This is a genomic window from Streptomyces sp. S063 (assembly GCF_002832675.1).
Lineage (GTDB): Bacteria > Actinomycetota > Actinomycetes > Streptomycetales > Streptomycetaceae > Streptomyces > Streptomyces sindenensis.
The window spans coordinates 154,567-169,252 of record NZ_CP021707.1; the positions used below are offsets into that span (position 1 = coordinate 154,567).

Sequence of the window (14,686 nt, forward strand, 5' to 3'; positions counted from 1 at the left end):
TGCCCCGGCTTTCAGCCGGCCTCGCCCGGGGCGTCGGGGACGACGATCTTGCGCCCGGTGATCCGCCGGGGCGCGAGGACCATGACGTGTTCGCGCTCGGGACCGGCCCACGGGGTCGCGTACGCGGCCTCCCTGAGCCGGCGCGCGGCCTCCTCGTCGGTGACGGCGTGCACGGTTCCCACGAGCAGGACACTCCAGCCCTTGCTGAAGGCGTCGTCGATGTGGTCGGCCTCGAAGGCGATCTCGGTGTCGTCGGCGGTGGCCAGCGGGGAGTCCTCCGCCGTGCTGAAGATCACCTCGCCATCGCTCACCTGGTAGTTCACCGGCAGGACGACCGGCCCGTCCCCGAGGGCCAGGGCCACCCGCCCCACCCCGTGGTCGCCCAGCAGCGTCCAGCACATCTCTTCGTCGAGTTCAGCCATCCGGGCCCGCCGGGCGCCCCGGCCCGCGCCGCGCGGCAGATCGACCGATCCGCCCGTCAGCTCCTGCACCGTGGTCTCCAGCGCGTCCGCCAGCCGGAGCAGGAAGCCGACCCCCGGGGTGGCGGACTGCTCCTCCACGTACTCGATGTAGCCGGGCGCGGCGCCCGCCCGCAGTGCTACGTCCTGCCGGGACAGACCGAGCTGCAGACGGCGGGCAACGATGCGCCGGCCCAGGTCGCCGCCGGCCGGATGCGGTGCTGAGGGCATCGCAGGGCTCCTTCACTGTCGACGTACGGCCCCTCGGCTCACGCTAACCAGGACAGGGGGCGGGCGCAGCGCGGAAGCCCGTCGTACTCTTCCCCGAGCCCACCTGCTCCGGGAGATTCGCTTGTCCGTCCACGCTCGGCTCCGTACCGCCGTTCCCGAGGACTGCCGGGGCGCAGGCTGCTCGTCCAGCGGAGCGACGACGAGCTCGTGGCGCAGCTTCTCGACGACGCCTTCGCCGCGCGGGCCGGGGCGTGCGTCCGGTTTCCGCGTCCGGTTTCCCGCGCCGTGGGCGCGCCGCCGAGGCACGTCGGAGGTCCGGCGCGAGATCATCTCGTGGATCGGGCTGGGGATGCCGCGCGTGCGGCGGTGATGCGCTGTCACACGGCCTTGCCGGGACGGCCGGGACAGCAGGGATCAGCTCAGCTCACCCTCGGGCAACGGTCCGCGTACGTGCGCCCGGACGAGACTGCCGTCCGCCGAGAAGCCGACCGAGCCGCTCCCGGGGAAGCGATGGTCCCGCCGGTCCGCGTAGGCGTCGTACGCATCGTGGATCTCCTCGCATCCGCTGTTCCAGCACCCGTGGCGTACCTCCCAGAGCGTCGCCCCGGACGGATCCACCGCGCGCACGGCATGGACCCCGGCGAAGACCGCCACAGTCGCGTCCGGCGCCCGGACCCAGCCGAGGTCGATGGGGTCGCTCGTGGGGACGAGGAGCATGGTGATGACCTTGTGCGGCGGGGCCTCGGGATCGGTACGCACGGCGAGCCAGACCCAGTCGGCGGTGTCGCCGTTGGTGGTCCAGATCTTCTGGCCGTTGACGACGTAGGTGTCGCCCTCGCGGACCGCGCGGGTCTTGAGGTCGGCGAGGTCGGTGCCCGCGTCCGGTTCGCTGCAGCCGATCGCGAAGTCGATCTCCCCCGCCAGGATTCCGGGGAGGAAGTGTGCCTTCTGCTCGTCGGCCGTACTGCATGATCGTCGGGCCGACGGTGCTCAGCGCCATCAAGGGCAGCGGTACGCCGGCCTGGGCGGCCTCGTCGAAGAAGATGAACTGTTCCATCGGGGTCAGCCCCCGGCCGCCGTACTCCTTCGGCCGGCCGACCCCCAGCCGGCCGTCGGCGCCGAGCCTGCGGACCGTGTCGCGGTAGAAGCGCTTCCGGGCGGCGGGCCCCGCGTAGCGCGCGTAGGCGTTGTCGGGGACCAGGGCAGCGAAGCACGTACGCAGTTCGGTACGTAACCGCTGCTGCTCGGGGGCGTATTCGAGGTGCACGGCCCCTCCAGAGTCTCGCGTCGGCGTCGTCCGTGTGCGGCGGCGCACACAGGAGAACCTGTTGCAGGAATCTGGAAGGACCAGGGGCGCGGGGTTCGCCGTCAGCGCTTGACGGCGCGCAGGACGACGAACTTCGGATCGCCGGCGACCGTGGTGCAGTTGCCGAAGATCCGGCGCAGGTGCGTGTGGTACGAGAGGTGGCGGTTGCCGACGACCCACAGCTCGCCGCCCTGCCGCAGGGCGGTCCGCGCGTCGGCGAACATCGCGCGGGCCATGGCGTCGGTGGTCGCCAGGTGGGAGTGGAACGGCGGGTTGTTCAGCACCAGGTCGACGCTGCCCGGATCGAGGTCGGCGAGTCCGTCGCCGACCAGGAAATCGGCCTTCGCGCCGTCCGGCGCCCCGGCCCGGAAGGTTTCCTCGGCGGAGGCGACCGCCCCGTAGGACTCGTCGACGAAGGTGATGTGCGCCTGGGGGTTGTCGACGGCGGCGGAGAGTCCGAGGACGCCGTTGCCGCAGCCCAGGTCGACGACGCGGACGGCCCCGCCCCGGGTGGGCAGGTGCTTCAGGAAGAAGCGGGTGCCGATGTCGAGGCGGTCGGCGCAGAAGATCCCGGCGTGGTTGACGGTGGTCAGGCCCGAGACCGGGCCCACGTCGGCGGGCAGCTCGTAGCGGTACGGCCACGGGCTCGGCGTACGCGGCAGCTCGGGGTCCGGGGTGCAGAAGATCAGCCGCGCCTTGCGGACGGCGAGGGAGGTGCGGGTCGGGCCGATGATCCGCTCGAAGAGCTTCAGCGTGGAGGTGTGGATCTCCTTGACCATGCCGGTGCCGATGATCACGGTTCCGGCGTGGACGGCGGGCGCGAGCCGGTGGAGCTGGTCCTCCAGGAACGCCAGCGACTTGGGCACCCGGACGATGAGGACGTCGATCCGGTCCGGCGGGGTGTCGCGCGAGGACAGCAGCCGTACCGCGTCCTGGTCGGCGCCGTTGCGGGCCAGGTTGGCGAGGGTGGCGCGCCGGGCCAGGTAGGAGTCGCTGATCTGGACGGGCCGGTGCGCGGCCAGCGCGGTGGCGAGGGCTCCCCAGCGGTCCCCCACGACGGCGACCGTCCCCGAGAGGTCGACCGGCCCCGCCTCGGGGTCCGTCAGCTGCTGGAGCAGGTATTCGTCGGCGGCGTCCCACGCCCGGAAGGGGTCGCGCGGGTGCTCGGGGAAGCGGGCGAGATCGAACGTGCCCTGGGGGATCGTCAAGCGGTTCATAGGTGACTCAGGCTAGCCGAGGGCCGGGGGCGCCCCACACGCTCCCCGGCCTCTCGGCCGCGTTCGCCTCGGTGTACGGAGCGGTGTACGGCTCCGGGCACCCGCCCGCCGGGACCCCAGCGAGCCCCGTGAGGTGTCAGGGCAGTTGTTTGTCGATGGCCGACCGCCCCTCGGCGGCCAGCTTGCGCCGGGCCCATTCCAGGGTTTCCGGAGTCAGGTCCCGCCCGGAGGCCAGCACCAGGTCCTCCGGGCTCGGCCGGTCGCTCGCGCCCGTGTGCAGGAGCCGGTCGGGCGTGACGCCCCCCGGCCCGGCCAGGGCCTCGGATACGGATTCGGACTCTTCGCTCATGCCGCCTCCTCGTCCTTGCGGCAATTCTCACCCTCCGGGGACCCGGCCGCATCCGATGGGCGCCGCCCCGTGACCCGGAGGGTGAATCAGCCCTTGGCGGGACCGGGGAGTGGGCAGGACTGGGAGATCGTTGCCCCACATTCCCGAGGCGGGTGCCCATGCTCCACGGTGTCGACGTCAGCGCCTATCAGCCCTCCTACGACACGGACGGTCTCGACTTCGTCCTCATCAAGTCCACCGAAGGCCGCTCCTACGTCAATCCGCGTCTGGACGCGCAGGTGAAGCGGGCCAGGGACGCCGAGTGCGTCGTCGGCTTCTACCACTTCCTCTGGCCGGGGAACGTGGCGGACCAGGTCGACTACTTTCTGAGCAAGACCCCCGAGAAGGCGGGCGATCTGCTCGCGGTCGACTGGGAACAGACCGGCGGCGGGACGCGGGCGAGCGACGCGGAGAAGGACCGCTTCATCCGCGCGGTGAAGAAGGAGAGGCCCGGTCACCGGGTCCTGCTGTACTGCAACCGTTCGTTCTGGCTCAACCACGACACCACGAGCTACGCGGGCGACGGGCTGTGGATCGCCGACTACGTCGCCGCGGGCAAGCCCCGTATCGAGGCGGACTGGCGCATCCACCAGTACACCGACGATCCGCTCGACAGGAACGTGGCCGACTTCTCCTCGGCCCGGGCCCTGCGCGACTGGGCGGCCGGATAGCACCGAGCCGTCGCCTCTCGCGGACGGCCCCGCGAGAGGCGACGACAGATCGACTCTTGACCTGCACATGATAGGTACGGAGTGTTCACACCTGGGCCACGGTGCGTGTGGAAGGCTCCCGGCTGACCACCCACCGAACGGCCGCCGCGCGAGCCCCTCCACCCAGGGCCCGCCGCGGCGCCCGCGTTCCGGAGAGGACACCCCACATGTCCCGTCGTCACTCGTTCTACGCGCGTCCACTGCTGGCCGCGGTGGCCACCGTCACCGTGCTCGCCGGCACCGCCGCCGCGGCCCCCTCGGACTCCTCCCCCGGCCGGTACACCACCGCCGCCGCCCTGGACGACACCTACTACCAGGACGCCCTCGGCAAGACCGGCGCCGAGCTGAAAGCCGCCCTGCACACGATCATCAGCGACCAGACCAAGCTCTCCTACAGCCAGGTGTGGGACGCCCTCAAGGCGACCGACGAGGATCCCGCCGACTCCTCCAACGTCGTCCTGCTGTACACCGGGCGCTCCCAGTCCAAGAACGACAACGGCGGCAACTCGGGCCAGTGGAACCGGGAGCACGTCTGGGCCAAGTCGCACGGCGACTTCGGTACGGCGACGGGCCCGGGCACCGACGTTCACCACCTGCGCCCCACGGACGTCCAGGTCAACTCCATTCGCGGCAACAAGGACTTCGACAACGGTGGCGGCGAACTCGGCTCCGCGCCCGGCAACTTCACCGACAGTGATTCCTTCGAGCCGCGCGACGAGGTCAAGGGCGACGTCGCCCGGATGATCCTTCTACATGGCCGTGCGCTACGAGGGCAACGACTCCTTCGCCGACCTCGAACCCAACGACCAGGTGAACAACGGGTCCGCGCCGAAGATGGGCAAACTGTCCGTCCTGAAGGAGTGGAGCCAGGAGGACCCGCCCGACACCTTCGAGAAGCGCCGCAACGACGTCATATTCGAGCAGTTCCAGCACAACCGGAACCCGTTCATCGACCACCCCGAGTGGGTCGACGCCATCTGGTAGACCCCCTCAGCCCTCCCCGGCCAGGGCCTGCGCGCAGCCTTCGACGGCATCCTCACGGGTGGCGTAGCGCGGCAGGTCCTGGCCGGTCCCTTCCCTGAGGACGTCGGGCGGCCCCAGCAGACCGCGCGGGTCGACGACGGCCGCGCGCCGCCCGTCGGACAGGAGCCGCGCGAGTCCGGTGTGCAGCATGGCCAGGGCCACGGAGTCGACGGCGGTGACATCGTGCAGGTCGAGTACCACGGAGCCACCGTTCGGCCCCGACTCGTCCAGGGCGTACAGCACGCGTTCGGCGGCCGTGAAGTCGATGGACCCCTGGGCGACGACGACGCCGACCTGTTCGTGGAGGACCCGTTCGTGCTCGGCCGAGGGCGCCGACGGCAGATCGTCCGCGGTCGTGACGAGGGTGACGGTGGAGCCCGGCAAGCGCGGGGTTGAGCATGAGGTGGAGCCCGTAGCGCTGCGACATCGTCTCCAGCGCGGCGTGGCGCGTACCGAGCCGCCGGTGGCGTCCAGCGGCGGGCTGTACGTGGCGACCCCGAAGCGGGCGGGGCCCACCGCGATGAGGCCGCCGGACACGCCGCTCTTGGCGGCAGGCCGACGCGCAGCAGCCAGTCGCCGGAGCCGTCGTACATGCCGCAGGTCGCCATGACGAGGACGGGACCCGGGCGGCGACCTCGGCGGAGACGACCTGCTCGCCGGTGACCGGGTTGACGCCGCCGTAGGCGAGCGTCGCGGCCATCGTGGCGAGGTCGACGGTGGTGACGCGGATGGCGCACTGGCGGAAGTAGCGGTCGACGGCGAGAACCGGGTCGACGGGCATGGTGCCGGTGGAACGGATCAGGTAGGCCAGCGCCCGGTTGCGGTCCCCGGTCACCGACTCGGAGCTGAACACCTCTTCGTCGACGTCCAGTTCCCGGCCGGCGAACCGGCCGAGGCAGCTCAGAATGCGGTCGAAGGCGGGCTCGCCGGGGTGTCGGGGATCAGGGCGGTGGTGACGATCGCGCCGGCGTTGACCATGGCGTTGGCGGGCCGCCCGGTGCCGGGTTCGAGGCTGATGGCGTTGAACGCCTCGCCGCTGGGCTCGGCGCCACCCAGCGGCTCACCTCGTCGAGGCCGAGCAGGGAGAGCGCGAGGGCGTAGATGAACGGCTTGGAGACGGACTGGAGGGTGAAGGGGATGTCGGCCTCGCCCGCGCTGTAGCGGTGTCCGTCCATGCTGACCAGCGCGAGACCGAAGGCGCCGGGGTCGGCCAGGGCCAGCTGGGGGATGTAGTCGCCGGCTTCCCGTCCTGTACGCCGATGAACCGGGCGCGCAGGCTCTGAAGCGAGTCGGTCACCGCGTCGGCGGCGCTCATGACCGCGCCCCCTCAGCCGCGCTCGGCCTGGGCGACCCGGGGAAGGTCTTCACCCCGGCGGCCTTGCGCTGTTGGCCTGGGTGTCGACCGTACGGTCCGGCGGAGCGTCCTCGATGCCGACGACGACGGTGTCCAGGACCTTGTCCTCGGCGTCGACGAACTCCACCTTCACGGCGTAGAACGCGGCCTCGTCGGTGGGGTTGGTGACCCGGACACGCGCGCTGCTGCGGACCTCCTCGGAGCCGCTGAGCGGCAGCCCGGTGACCGAGACGTCGGCGACGGCGTTGCCCCGGCCCTCCACCTCGTCGAGGCGTTCCGTCGCCTCCTGCCGTACGCGTTCGGACTCGGCGGACACCGAGGCGGCGAAGCTCTCCTGGGTGCGCGGGCTCGGGGACTCGCTCGGTGACTCCTCCGGTCCGGGCGTGAGGGTGTGGACGCCCCGGTCGGTGCCTTCGCTGGTGGTGTCGGAGTCGCAGGCCGCCGTACCGGCGAGGAGCAGGGCCGCGACCGCGACGGGGCCAGGGCGCGCGCGGCACGGGCCCGGCGGGCCGGGAGGTTCGCTTTCACGGACGGTCCGTCCAATCCAGGAGTGGGGGTGTGCGGGGGTCAGGCCGTGTCATCGCCGAAGATGTCGCGGAGCTTCGCCTCGCGCTCGGTGTCGAGATTGCTGTGGAGGAGTTCGGCGCCGTCGCCGGGCAGTCGCGCGCCGATCCGCTCGGGCACCTCGTTCATGGTCAGCAGGAACAGCGCCGAGGTTCCGGGGGTCACCTTCTCCTTGACCTCGGCGATGAAGTCGTCGTCGATGCCGACGTCCGCGAGCTTCCCGCCCAGTGCGCCGGCGGCCGCTCCGATGGCCGCACCCAGCAGCGGCATGAGGAAGATCAGCCCGAAGAGCATGCCCCAGAAGGTGCCGCTGAGGGCGCCGACGCCGACGAGGTTGTTCAGCTGTCTGGTGCGCGGCTTGGCCGCTCGGCGGGCCAGCTCACCACGGCCGCGTCGAGGATCTTGATCAGCCCTTCCTTCTGAAGGGATTTCAGGGCTTCCTCGACACTCTCCGCGCCGTCGGCCGACCGAACTTCCACACCGTGAGGGTGGACATCGCGCGCCTCCTGCACTCCCGCTCCCGCACCTCCGTGCAATAACTCGCCCATATTTAGGATCAAAAGGTATGAATTGACTCGTCGAAGCATCCGCTTCATACGGGAGCGGGTCCGAGCCCTGGGAGGGAACGATGGATACGGACGCCCTGACCGCCGACCTGTTGCGGGAGCTGCGGGCGACCCGGCCCTATCCGGCCCTGTCCCTGACCATGCCGACCCACCGCAAGGCCCCGGACAACGCCCAGGACCCGGTCCGGCTGCGGAACCTGGTGGCGGAGGCCGGGCACCGGCTGGACGCCGATCCGGAGGTCAGCCGCGAGGTCGCGGCCGCCCTGCGGGCCCAGTTGGAGCGGGCGGCGGAGGAGGTGGACCCGCGCGGGGCGCTGGACTCCCTGGTGCTCCTGGTCACCACGGACGACTACCGGATCTGGCAGCTGCCGCGCACCCACCCGAACGGGTGGTGCTCAGCGACACCTTCCTCACGCGCAACCTCGTCGCGGCCAAGGCGCAGACGCGGCCGTTCCGGGCGCTGACCGTCGCCGCCGACCACGCCACGCTCTGGATCGGCACCGCCGACGGCATCCGGCCGGAGCGGACCGGCGGCTTCCCGCTGACCGCGCCGAAGGAGCCGCCGAACCCGCAGCGCGAGGAGCGGATCGGGGACACCCGAGCACGTTCACCGACGAGGAGACCCGGAACTTCTTCCGCGATGTCGACGAGAAGCTGCGCGCGGTGCTCGCCGACGATCCGCGTCCGCTGTACGTGATGGGTCTGGCCCCCGCTCTCGCCCTGCTGGAAGAGGTCGGGGAGGGCTCCCGGTCCGCGATCGGCCGGGTCGCCAAGGGAGCGCCGGCCGACCTGCCGCCTGCCGAGGTCCTCCGGGAGCTGCGCCCCGCCCTGGAGGAGGGGGCGCACCAGGCGGCGGCCGAGGTGGAGACCCGGCTCGACAACGCCCGCAGCGCCCACGCCTTCGCCGGCGGTCTCGACGAGGTGTGGGCCGCCGTACGGGAGGGCCGGGCGGGTCTGGTCGCGGTCGAGGAACACTTCCAGGCGACCGTCCGGGTGGCCGACGAGCATCTGGAGCCGGTGCCCGAGGGGACGGCTCAGAGCGCGACGGCGCGGTCCGCGAGGACATCGTGGACGAACTGGTCGAAGCGGCGCTGGACAGCGGCGCCGACGTCGTGTTCGTCGAGGACGACTCGCTGGCGGAGCACGGCCGGATCGCGGCGGCCCTGCGCTACTGAACGGCCCCCGGGCGGGGCCGGTCCGCCGTCAGCTCAGACGGCGGACCGGCTGTCCGTCGAGGAACGCCCTGATGTCCTCCACCGCGTGGCCGTAGTACGTCTCGTAGTTGGCGCGTGACACATAGCCCAGGTGCGGGGTGGCCAGCAGGCGCGGGGCCGTCCGCACCGGGTCGCCGGCCGGCAGCGGCTCGACGTCGAACACGTCGGTGGCGGCCCCGGCGATCTCGCCGTCACGCAGGGCGGCGAGCAGCGCGTCCGTGTCGATGATGGCCGCCCGGGAGGTGTTGATCAGATACGCGGTCGGGCGCATCAGGGCGAGTTCGGCCGCGCCGATCAGCCCCCGGGTCCGCTCGCCGAGCGCCAGGTGCACGGAGACGAAGTCGCTCTCGCCAGCAGCTCTTCCTTGGAAGCGGCCAGGGTCACGCCGACCTCGTCGGTACGTTCCTTCGTGAGGTTCCGGCTCCAGGCGACCACGTCCATCCCGAAGGCCAGTCCCACCTGCGCCACCCGGGAGCCGATCTTCCCGAGCCCCAGCAGACCGAGCGTCCGCCCGTGCAGATCGGCGCCGAGGGTGGACTGCCAGGGCCCGCCCGTGCGCAGGGCCGTCGCCTCGGGGACGATGCCACGCGCCAGGCCCAGCAGCAGGGCCCAGGTGAGCTCGACGGGCGGAGCGGAGGAGCTGGCGGTGCCGCAGACCTCGACGCCGTGCCGCCGCGCGGCGTCGAAGTCGATGACGGAGTTGCGCATGCCGGAGGCGACGAGCAGCCGCAGCCGGGGCAGCCGGGCGAACAGCTCCGCCGGGAAGGGCACCCGCTCGCGCAGGGTGACCACGATGTCGAAGCCGTCGAGGGCCGTGGCCGCCTCGTCCACGGTCGCGAGGTGCTCGGTGAACGTCACGATCTCGACGTCGTCGGTGACGGGCGGACCAGTCGACGACGGTGGTGGCCACGGACTGGAAGTCCTCGATGACGGCACAGCGCAGCTTCATGGCAGCCTCTCTCCGGCCGGGCAGGGTCGCCGTCCATGATCGCGCACCGTCTCGGCCGGGCCGCACGGACCCCGTCGAACAGGCCGGTCAGCCGCCCCACTTCCAGTCCACGACCTCCGGCAGATCCGTGCCGTGCTCGCGGATCCAGTCGTGGTGACGGCCGCGGACGTCCGCCATCTCCTGGCGTACGGCGACCGCGCGGACGCCGAGGCCCGGGACCCGGTCGATGACGTCCATGACCAGCCGGTAGCGGTCGAGGTCGTTGCGGACGACCATGTCGAACGGTGTGGTCGTGGTGCCTTCCTCCTTGTAGCCGCGCACATGGAGGTTGGCGTGGCCGGTGCGGCGGTAGGCGAGCCGGTGGATGAGCCACGGATAGCCGTGATAGGCGAAGATCACCGGCTTGTCGCGGGTGAACAGGGCGTCGAACTCGGAGTCCGGCATGCCGTGCGGGTGTTCCGTCTCGGGCATCAGCCGGGCGATGTCGACGACGTTGACCACCCGCACCGCCAGCTCCGGCAGATGGCGGCGGATCAGGTCGGCGGCGGCCAGGATCTCCTGGGTGGGTACGTCCCCGGCGCAGGCGAGGACCACGTCGGGTTCCCGGCCGCCGTCCTCGGTCCCGGCCCACTCCCAGGCCCCGGCGCGCCGCGCGCAGTGGGCGCGGGCCTCGTCCAGGGTGAGCCAGTCGAAGGTCGGCTGCTTCCCGGCGACGACGACGTTGACGTAGTCCCGGCTGCGCAGCGCGTGGTCGGCGACCGAGAGCAGGGTGTTGGCGTCCGGCGGGAGGTAGACGCGGACGACCTCGGGGCTCTTGTTGAGGATGTGGTCGACGAAGCCGGGGTCCTGGTGGGAGAAGCCGTTGTGGTCCTGGCGCCAGACGTGCGAGGTCAGCAGGTAGTTGAGCGAGGCGATGGGCCGCCGCCAGGGCAGCCGGCGCGAGGTGCGAAGCCATTTGATGTGCTGGTTGACCATGGAGTCGACGATGTGGGCGAACGCCTCGTAACTGGAGAAGAGCCCGTGCCGCCCGGTGAGGAGATAGCCCTCCAGCCAGCCCTGGCAGAGGTGTTCGGAGAGCACCTCCATCACCCGGCCGTCGTGGGCGAGGTGTTCGTCCGTGGCGAGGGTCCCGGCCTGCCAGGCCTTGCCGGTGGCCCGGTAGAGGGCGTCCAGCCGGTTCGACGCGGTCTCGTCGGGGCGACCACCCGGAAGTCCCTGCGGTCGGCGGTGGCGGCCATGACGCTTTCCAGGAGGCCGCCGAGCACCTTGGTCGGCTCGTGGAGGGCGGTGCCGGGCTTGTCGACCCGTACGGCGTGGTCCGCGAGGTCGGGCAGCGGCAGCGCGCGCAGGAGCAGCCCCCCGTTGGCGTACGGGGTGGAGCCGAGACGGGCCTCCCCCTCGGGCACACAGGCGAGGACCTGTGCGGTGGGGCGTCCGTCGGTGTCGAAGAGTTCGGCGGGCCGGTAGGAGCGCAGCCAGTCCTCCAGCTGCCGCAGATGCTCGGGGTTGTCGCGGACGCCGGAGAGCGGGACCTGGTGGGAGCGCCAGGTGTTCTCCACCGGCAGCCCGTCGACCTCTTCGGGCCCGGTCCAGCCCTTGGGGGTGCGCAGCACGATCATGGGCCAGCGGGGGCGTTCGGTGACGCCGTCCTCGCGGGCCGCCCGCTGGTGGGCGGCGATGCGGTCGAGGGCGGTGTCCATGGCCGCGGCCAGGGCCCGGTGGACGGCGGCCGGGTCGTCGCCGCCGACGAACAGCGGGTCGTGGCCGTAGCCGCGCAGCAGCTGGTCCAGTTCCTCCTCGGGGATGCGGGCCAGGACCGTCGGGTTGGCGATCTTGTAGCCGTTGAGGTGGAGGATGGGCAGGACGGCCCCGTCGTGGACCGGGTCGAGGAACTTGTTGGCGTGCCAGGACGCGGCGAGCGGCCCCGTCTCGGCCTCCCCGTCGCCGACCACGCAGGCGACGAGGAGCTCCGGGTGGTCGAAGGCGGCCCGTAGGCGTGGCTGAGGGCGTAGCCGAGTTCGCCGCCCTCGTGGATGGAGCCGGGGGTCTCGGGCGCGACGTGGCTGGGCACGCCGCCGGGGAACGAGAACTGCTTGAACAGCAGCCCCATGCCCTCGGCGTCCCGGCCGACGTCCGGGTAGGTCTCGGAGTAGCTGCCTTCCAGCCAGGCGTTGGCGAGGACCGCGGGTCCGCCGTGGCCGGGTCCCCAGACGCACAGGGCGCTCAGGTCCCGGGCCTTGATCACCCGGTTGAGGTGGGTGTGGACGAGGTTGAGCCCCGGCGAGGTGCCCCAGTGGCCGAGGAGCCGGGGCTTGATGTCCTCGGGGACGAGCGGCCGGGTCAGGAGGGGGTTGGCCATCAGATAGATCTGGCCGACGGCGAGGTAGTTGGCCGCGCGCCAGTGCGCGTCGAGCGCGGCGAGTGCGTCGTCGGTGAGGGTGGCGGGGGTACGGGTGTCGCTCACGGAGCGGGTCTCCTCGTCGGGTGACGGCACACGGGCGATCGGCAAGCGTCTCAGGAGGCCCCGGGCCCGTACCAGAGCGTGGTGGCGTTGCAGAACTCGCGGATGCCGTGTCCGGCCAGCTCACGGCCGTAACCGGAGCGCTTGATCCCGCCGAAGGGCAGGGCGGGGTGCGAGGCGGTCATGCCGTTGAAGAAGACGCCGCCGGCCTCCAGATCGCGGGCGCAGCGCTCCTGTTCGCCCTGGTCGCGGGTCCAGACGTTGGAGCTGAGGCCGAAGGGCGTGTCGTTGGCGAGGTGGATCGCCTCGTCGAGGTCGGCGACCCGGTAGAGGGTGGCGACCGGGCCGAAGGTCTCCTCGCGGTGGATGCGCATGGCGGTGGTGATGCCGGCGAGCACGGTGGGCTCGTAGAACCAGCCGTTCTCCAGGCCGCCGCCGAGCTTGTCGGGACGTCGGCCGCCGCACAGCGCCTGCGCCCGCGCCCGACGGCGTCGTCGACGAGTTCCTCCAGGTCGGTGCGGCCCTGCTCGGTGGAGAGCGGCCCGATGTCGGTGGCTTCCTCCAGCGGGTCGCCGACGGTCAGGGCGCGCATGCCGGCGGTGAAGCGTTCGGCGAACGCGTCGTACACGTCGGCGTGGACGATGAAGCGCTTGGCGGCGATACAGGACTGGCCGTTGTTCTGGACGCGTGCGGTGACGGCGGTGGCGGCGGCCTTCTCCACGTCCGCCGAGGGCAGGACGAGGTAGGGGTCGCTGCCGCCGAGTTCCAGCACGGTCTTCTTGATCTCGTCTCCGGCGGTGGCGGCGACGGCGCGGCCGGCCGGTTCGCTGCCGGTGAGCGTGGCGGCGGCGATCCGCGGGTCACGCAGGACGGCCTCGACGGCGCCCGAGCCGATCAGCAGCGTACGGAAGCAGCCCGCCGGGAATCCGGCCCGGTGGAAGAGGTCCTCCAGGTAGAGGGCGGTCTGCGGGACGTTCGAGGCGTGCTTGAGGAGCCCGACGTTGCCCGCCATCAGGGCGGGTGCGGCGAAGCGCACCACCTGCCAGAGCGGGAAGTTCCACGGCATCACGGCGAGGACCACCCCGAGCGGCCGGTAGCGGACCAGGGCGCGGGAGGCGCCGGAGTCCGTCACGTCGGCGGGGTCCGGGTGTTCGTCGGCGAGCAGCCCCTCCGCGCGGTCGGCGTACCAGCGCATCGCCTTCGCGCACTTGGCCGCCTCCGCGCGGGCCGCGGTGACGGGCTTGCCCATCTCCAGGGTCATCGTGCGGGCGATGGTGTCGCGGTCCTCGTCGAGGAGGTCGGCGGCCCGGTTCAGCCAGGCCGCGCGCTGCTGGAAGGGGGTGGTGCGGTACTGGCGGAAGGTCTCCGCGGCGGCGGTGATCCGTCGTTCGGTCTCCTCCTCGCCGAGGGCGTCGAATGACCTGATCAGTTCGCCGTTCGCGGGGTTGACCGTCGCGATGGGCATGGCAGTGGCCTCCTTGCATCGGTAGTCCGACCGTGCCGCGCCGCACCGGTCCGCGCAACGCGGCCCTCCCCTCCCCCGCACGTACCCGGCCGACGCGGATCATGCGTGCCCGGGGGGCACGATCCGCGTCGGCCGGGGTGCGGGCCGCCCTGCTCGGGGCGTTACACGAGCGCCGCCGCCGGGATGTCCCGGGCGGTGCGGACGCCGGGCAGCGGGGCGTACGGGAGCAGTCCCGCGGCCTTCGGCGCCTCGGCGTAGCGGGTGAACCAGACCACTTTGCCGTCCGCGGTCCGGCAGGTGCCCCAGCTGTCGCTGAGGGCCATGACCCGGCTCAGCCCGCCGCCGGTCGGCAGGAGCCGGGGCATCCGGGCGCTGTTGTCGGCGACGGACACGGTCACGTGCCGTCCGGTCCAGCGGAGTTCGAGGACGCAGGTGTTGCCGTCGCCGACATGCCGGTGGACGTTGGTCAGGAGTTCGTCCAGGGCCCGGCACACCGGCCGGACGTGCAGATCGAGACTCCAGTGACGGAGGTGCGCGGCGACGATCCGCCGCAGCTGGGAAACGCGCTCTGCCGACACCTGCAGTTCGACCGAATAGCGCCGGTCGAGTGGAACGGTCATCGTCGAGGCTCCTCACCACGAGGCCCACGTGCTTCACCCCGTCGTACTTCACCCCGTCGTACGAACGACCCCCGAACACGAAGCGTGAGCACTTATCACTTCTGGGTCACTCCTCAGGGTGAGGCCGGTACGCCGGACGCGCAACAGCTGGGCCGTCCGT

The 14,686-nt window shown here is 71.9% G+C and carries 8 protein-coding genes and 9 pseudogenes; 3 read left to right on the top strand and 14 right to left on the bottom strand.

Annotated elements, in window-relative coordinates:
* Positions 1 to 11: 11 nt before the first annotated feature.
* The 4 genes and pseudogenes from CCZ36_RS00720 to CCZ36_RS00740 form a co-directional block, all read right to left on the bottom strand.
* Entirely contained in the window at positions 12 to 689 is a 678-nt protein-coding gene (locus CCZ36_RS00720) for a helix-turn-helix domain-containing protein (protein WP_069741923.1), read from the bottom strand.
* 690 nt (positions 690 to 1,379) lie between these two features.
* Positions 1,380 to 1,956: pseudogene (locus tag CCZ36_RS00730) on the bottom strand (acyl-CoA dehydrogenase family protein); the annotation flags it as partial.
* A 101-nt stretch (positions 1,957 to 2,057) separates the two neighbouring features.
* Positions 2,058 to 3,212, bottom strand: a complete 1,155-nt coding sequence (locus tag CCZ36_RS00735) for a methyltransferase (RefSeq protein WP_128816844.1) — start codon at positions 3,210 to 3,212, stop codon at positions 2,058 to 2,060.
* 136 nt (positions 3,213 to 3,348) lie between these two features.
* Positions 3,349 to 3,561, bottom strand: a complete 213-nt coding sequence (locus CCZ36_RS00740) for a hypothetical protein (RefSeq protein WP_032788903.1) — start codon at positions 3,559 to 3,561, stop codon at positions 3,349 to 3,351.
* A 158-nt stretch (positions 3,562 to 3,719) separates the two neighbouring features.
* On the opposite strand from CCZ36_RS00740, the gene CCZ36_RS00745 reads away from it, so the two are divergent.
* Both CCZ36_RS00745 and CCZ36_RS00750 read left to right on the top strand, forming a co-directional pair.
* Positions 3,720 to 4,271 (top strand): GH25 family lysozyme, encoded by a 552-nt coding sequence (locus CCZ36_RS00745; protein ID WP_128816845.1) that lies wholly within the window; start codon positions 3,720 to 3,722, stop codon positions 4,269 to 4,271.
* Between the two features lie 206 nt (positions 4,272 to 4,477).
* Positions 4,478 to 5,294, top strand: a pseudogene (locus tag CCZ36_RS00750) (endonuclease I family protein).
* A gap of 6 nt (positions 5,295 to 5,300) precedes the next feature.
* Here CCZ36_RS00750 and CCZ36_RS36815 read toward each other — a convergent pair.
* The 6 genes and pseudogenes from CCZ36_RS36815 to CCZ36_RS35360 all read right to left on the bottom strand — a co-directional run bounded on the left by CCZ36_RS36815 (position 5,301) and on the right by CCZ36_RS35360 (position 7,763).
* Entirely contained in the window at positions 5,301 to 5,870 is a 570-nt protein-coding gene (locus CCZ36_RS36815) for an STAS domain-containing protein (RefSeq protein WP_250645208.1), read from the bottom strand.
* A gap of 142 nt (positions 5,871 to 6,012) precedes the next feature.
* Positions 6,013 to 6,240, bottom strand: a pseudogene (locus CCZ36_RS36820) (glutaminase); the annotation flags it as partial.
* Positions 6,234 to 6,664: pseudogene (locus CCZ36_RS36825) on the bottom strand (glutaminase). The pseudogenes CCZ36_RS36825 and CCZ36_RS36820, both read right to left, overlap by 7 nt.
* Positions 6,661 to 7,215 (bottom strand): annotated as a pseudogene (locus CCZ36_RS00760) (hypothetical protein). The pseudogenes CCZ36_RS36825 and CCZ36_RS00760 overlap by 4 nt, the downstream one beginning before the upstream one ends.
* 39 nt (positions 7,216 to 7,254) lie before the next feature.
* Positions 7,255 to 7,545, bottom strand: a complete 291-nt coding sequence (locus CCZ36_RS35355; protein WP_237302564.1) for a DUF1269 domain-containing protein — start codon at positions 7,543 to 7,545, stop codon at positions 7,255 to 7,257.
* A gap of 44 nt (positions 7,546 to 7,589) precedes the next feature.
* Positions 7,590 to 7,763, bottom strand: a complete 174-nt coding sequence (locus CCZ36_RS35360) for a hypothetical protein (protein ID WP_237302565.1) — start codon at positions 7,761 to 7,763, stop codon at positions 7,590 to 7,592.
* 116 nt (positions 7,764 to 7,879) lie between these two features.
* On the opposite strand from CCZ36_RS35360, the pseudogene CCZ36_RS00770 reads away from it, so the two are divergent.
* A pseudogene (locus tag CCZ36_RS00770) lies at positions 7,880 to 8,992 on the top strand (baeRF3 domain-containing protein).
* Between the two features lie 28 nt (positions 8,993 to 9,020).
* Here the strand turns inward: CCZ36_RS00770 and CCZ36_RS00775 are convergent.
* The 4 genes and pseudogenes from CCZ36_RS00775 to CCZ36_RS00790 all read right to left on the bottom strand — a co-directional run bounded on the left by CCZ36_RS00775 (position 9,021) and on the right by CCZ36_RS00790 (position 14,526).
* Positions 9,021 to 9,980: pseudogene (locus CCZ36_RS00775) on the bottom strand (D-2-hydroxyacid dehydrogenase family protein).
* An 87-nt stretch (positions 9,981 to 10,067) separates the two neighbouring features.
* A pseudogene (locus CCZ36_RS00780) lies at positions 10,068 to 12,444 on the bottom strand (phosphoketolase family protein).
* A 50-nt stretch (positions 12,445 to 12,494) separates the two neighbouring features.
* A pseudogene (locus CCZ36_RS00785) lies at positions 12,495 to 13,906 on the bottom strand (NADP-dependent succinic semialdehyde dehydrogenase).
* Positions 13,907 to 14,067: 161 nt separating this feature from the next.
* On the bottom strand, positions 14,068 to 14,526 hold the full coding sequence (locus tag CCZ36_RS00790; RefSeq protein WP_128816846.1) for an ATP-binding protein: 459 nt from the start codon (positions 14,524 to 14,526) through the stop codon (positions 14,068 to 14,070).
* Positions 14,527 to 14,686 lie beyond the last annotated feature (160 nt).

Coding starts and splice junctions, on each gene's coding strand:
- CCZ36_RS00790 (WP_128816846.1), bottom strand. CDS start 14,526: ATGACCGTTCCACTCGACCGGCGCTATTCGGTCGAACTGCAGGTGTCG.
- CCZ36_RS00745 (WP_128816845.1), top strand. CDS start 3,720: ATGCTCCACGGTGTCGACGTCAGCGCCTATCAGCCCTCCTACGACACG.
- CCZ36_RS00735 (WP_128816844.1), bottom strand. CDS start 3,212: ATGAACCGCTTGACGATCCCCCAGGGCACGTTCGATCTCGCCCGCTTC.
- CCZ36_RS35355 (WP_237302564.1), bottom strand. CDS start 7,545: ATGCTCTTCGGGCTGATCTTCCTCATGCCGCTGCTGGGTGCGGCCATC.
- CCZ36_RS00720 (WP_069741923.1), bottom strand. CDS start 689: ATGCCCTCAGCACCGCATCCGGCCGGCGGCGACCTGGGCCGGCGCATC.
- CCZ36_RS00740 (WP_032788903.1), bottom strand. CDS start 3,561: ATGAGCGAAGAGTCCGAATCCGTATCCGAGGCCCTGGCCGGGCCGGGG.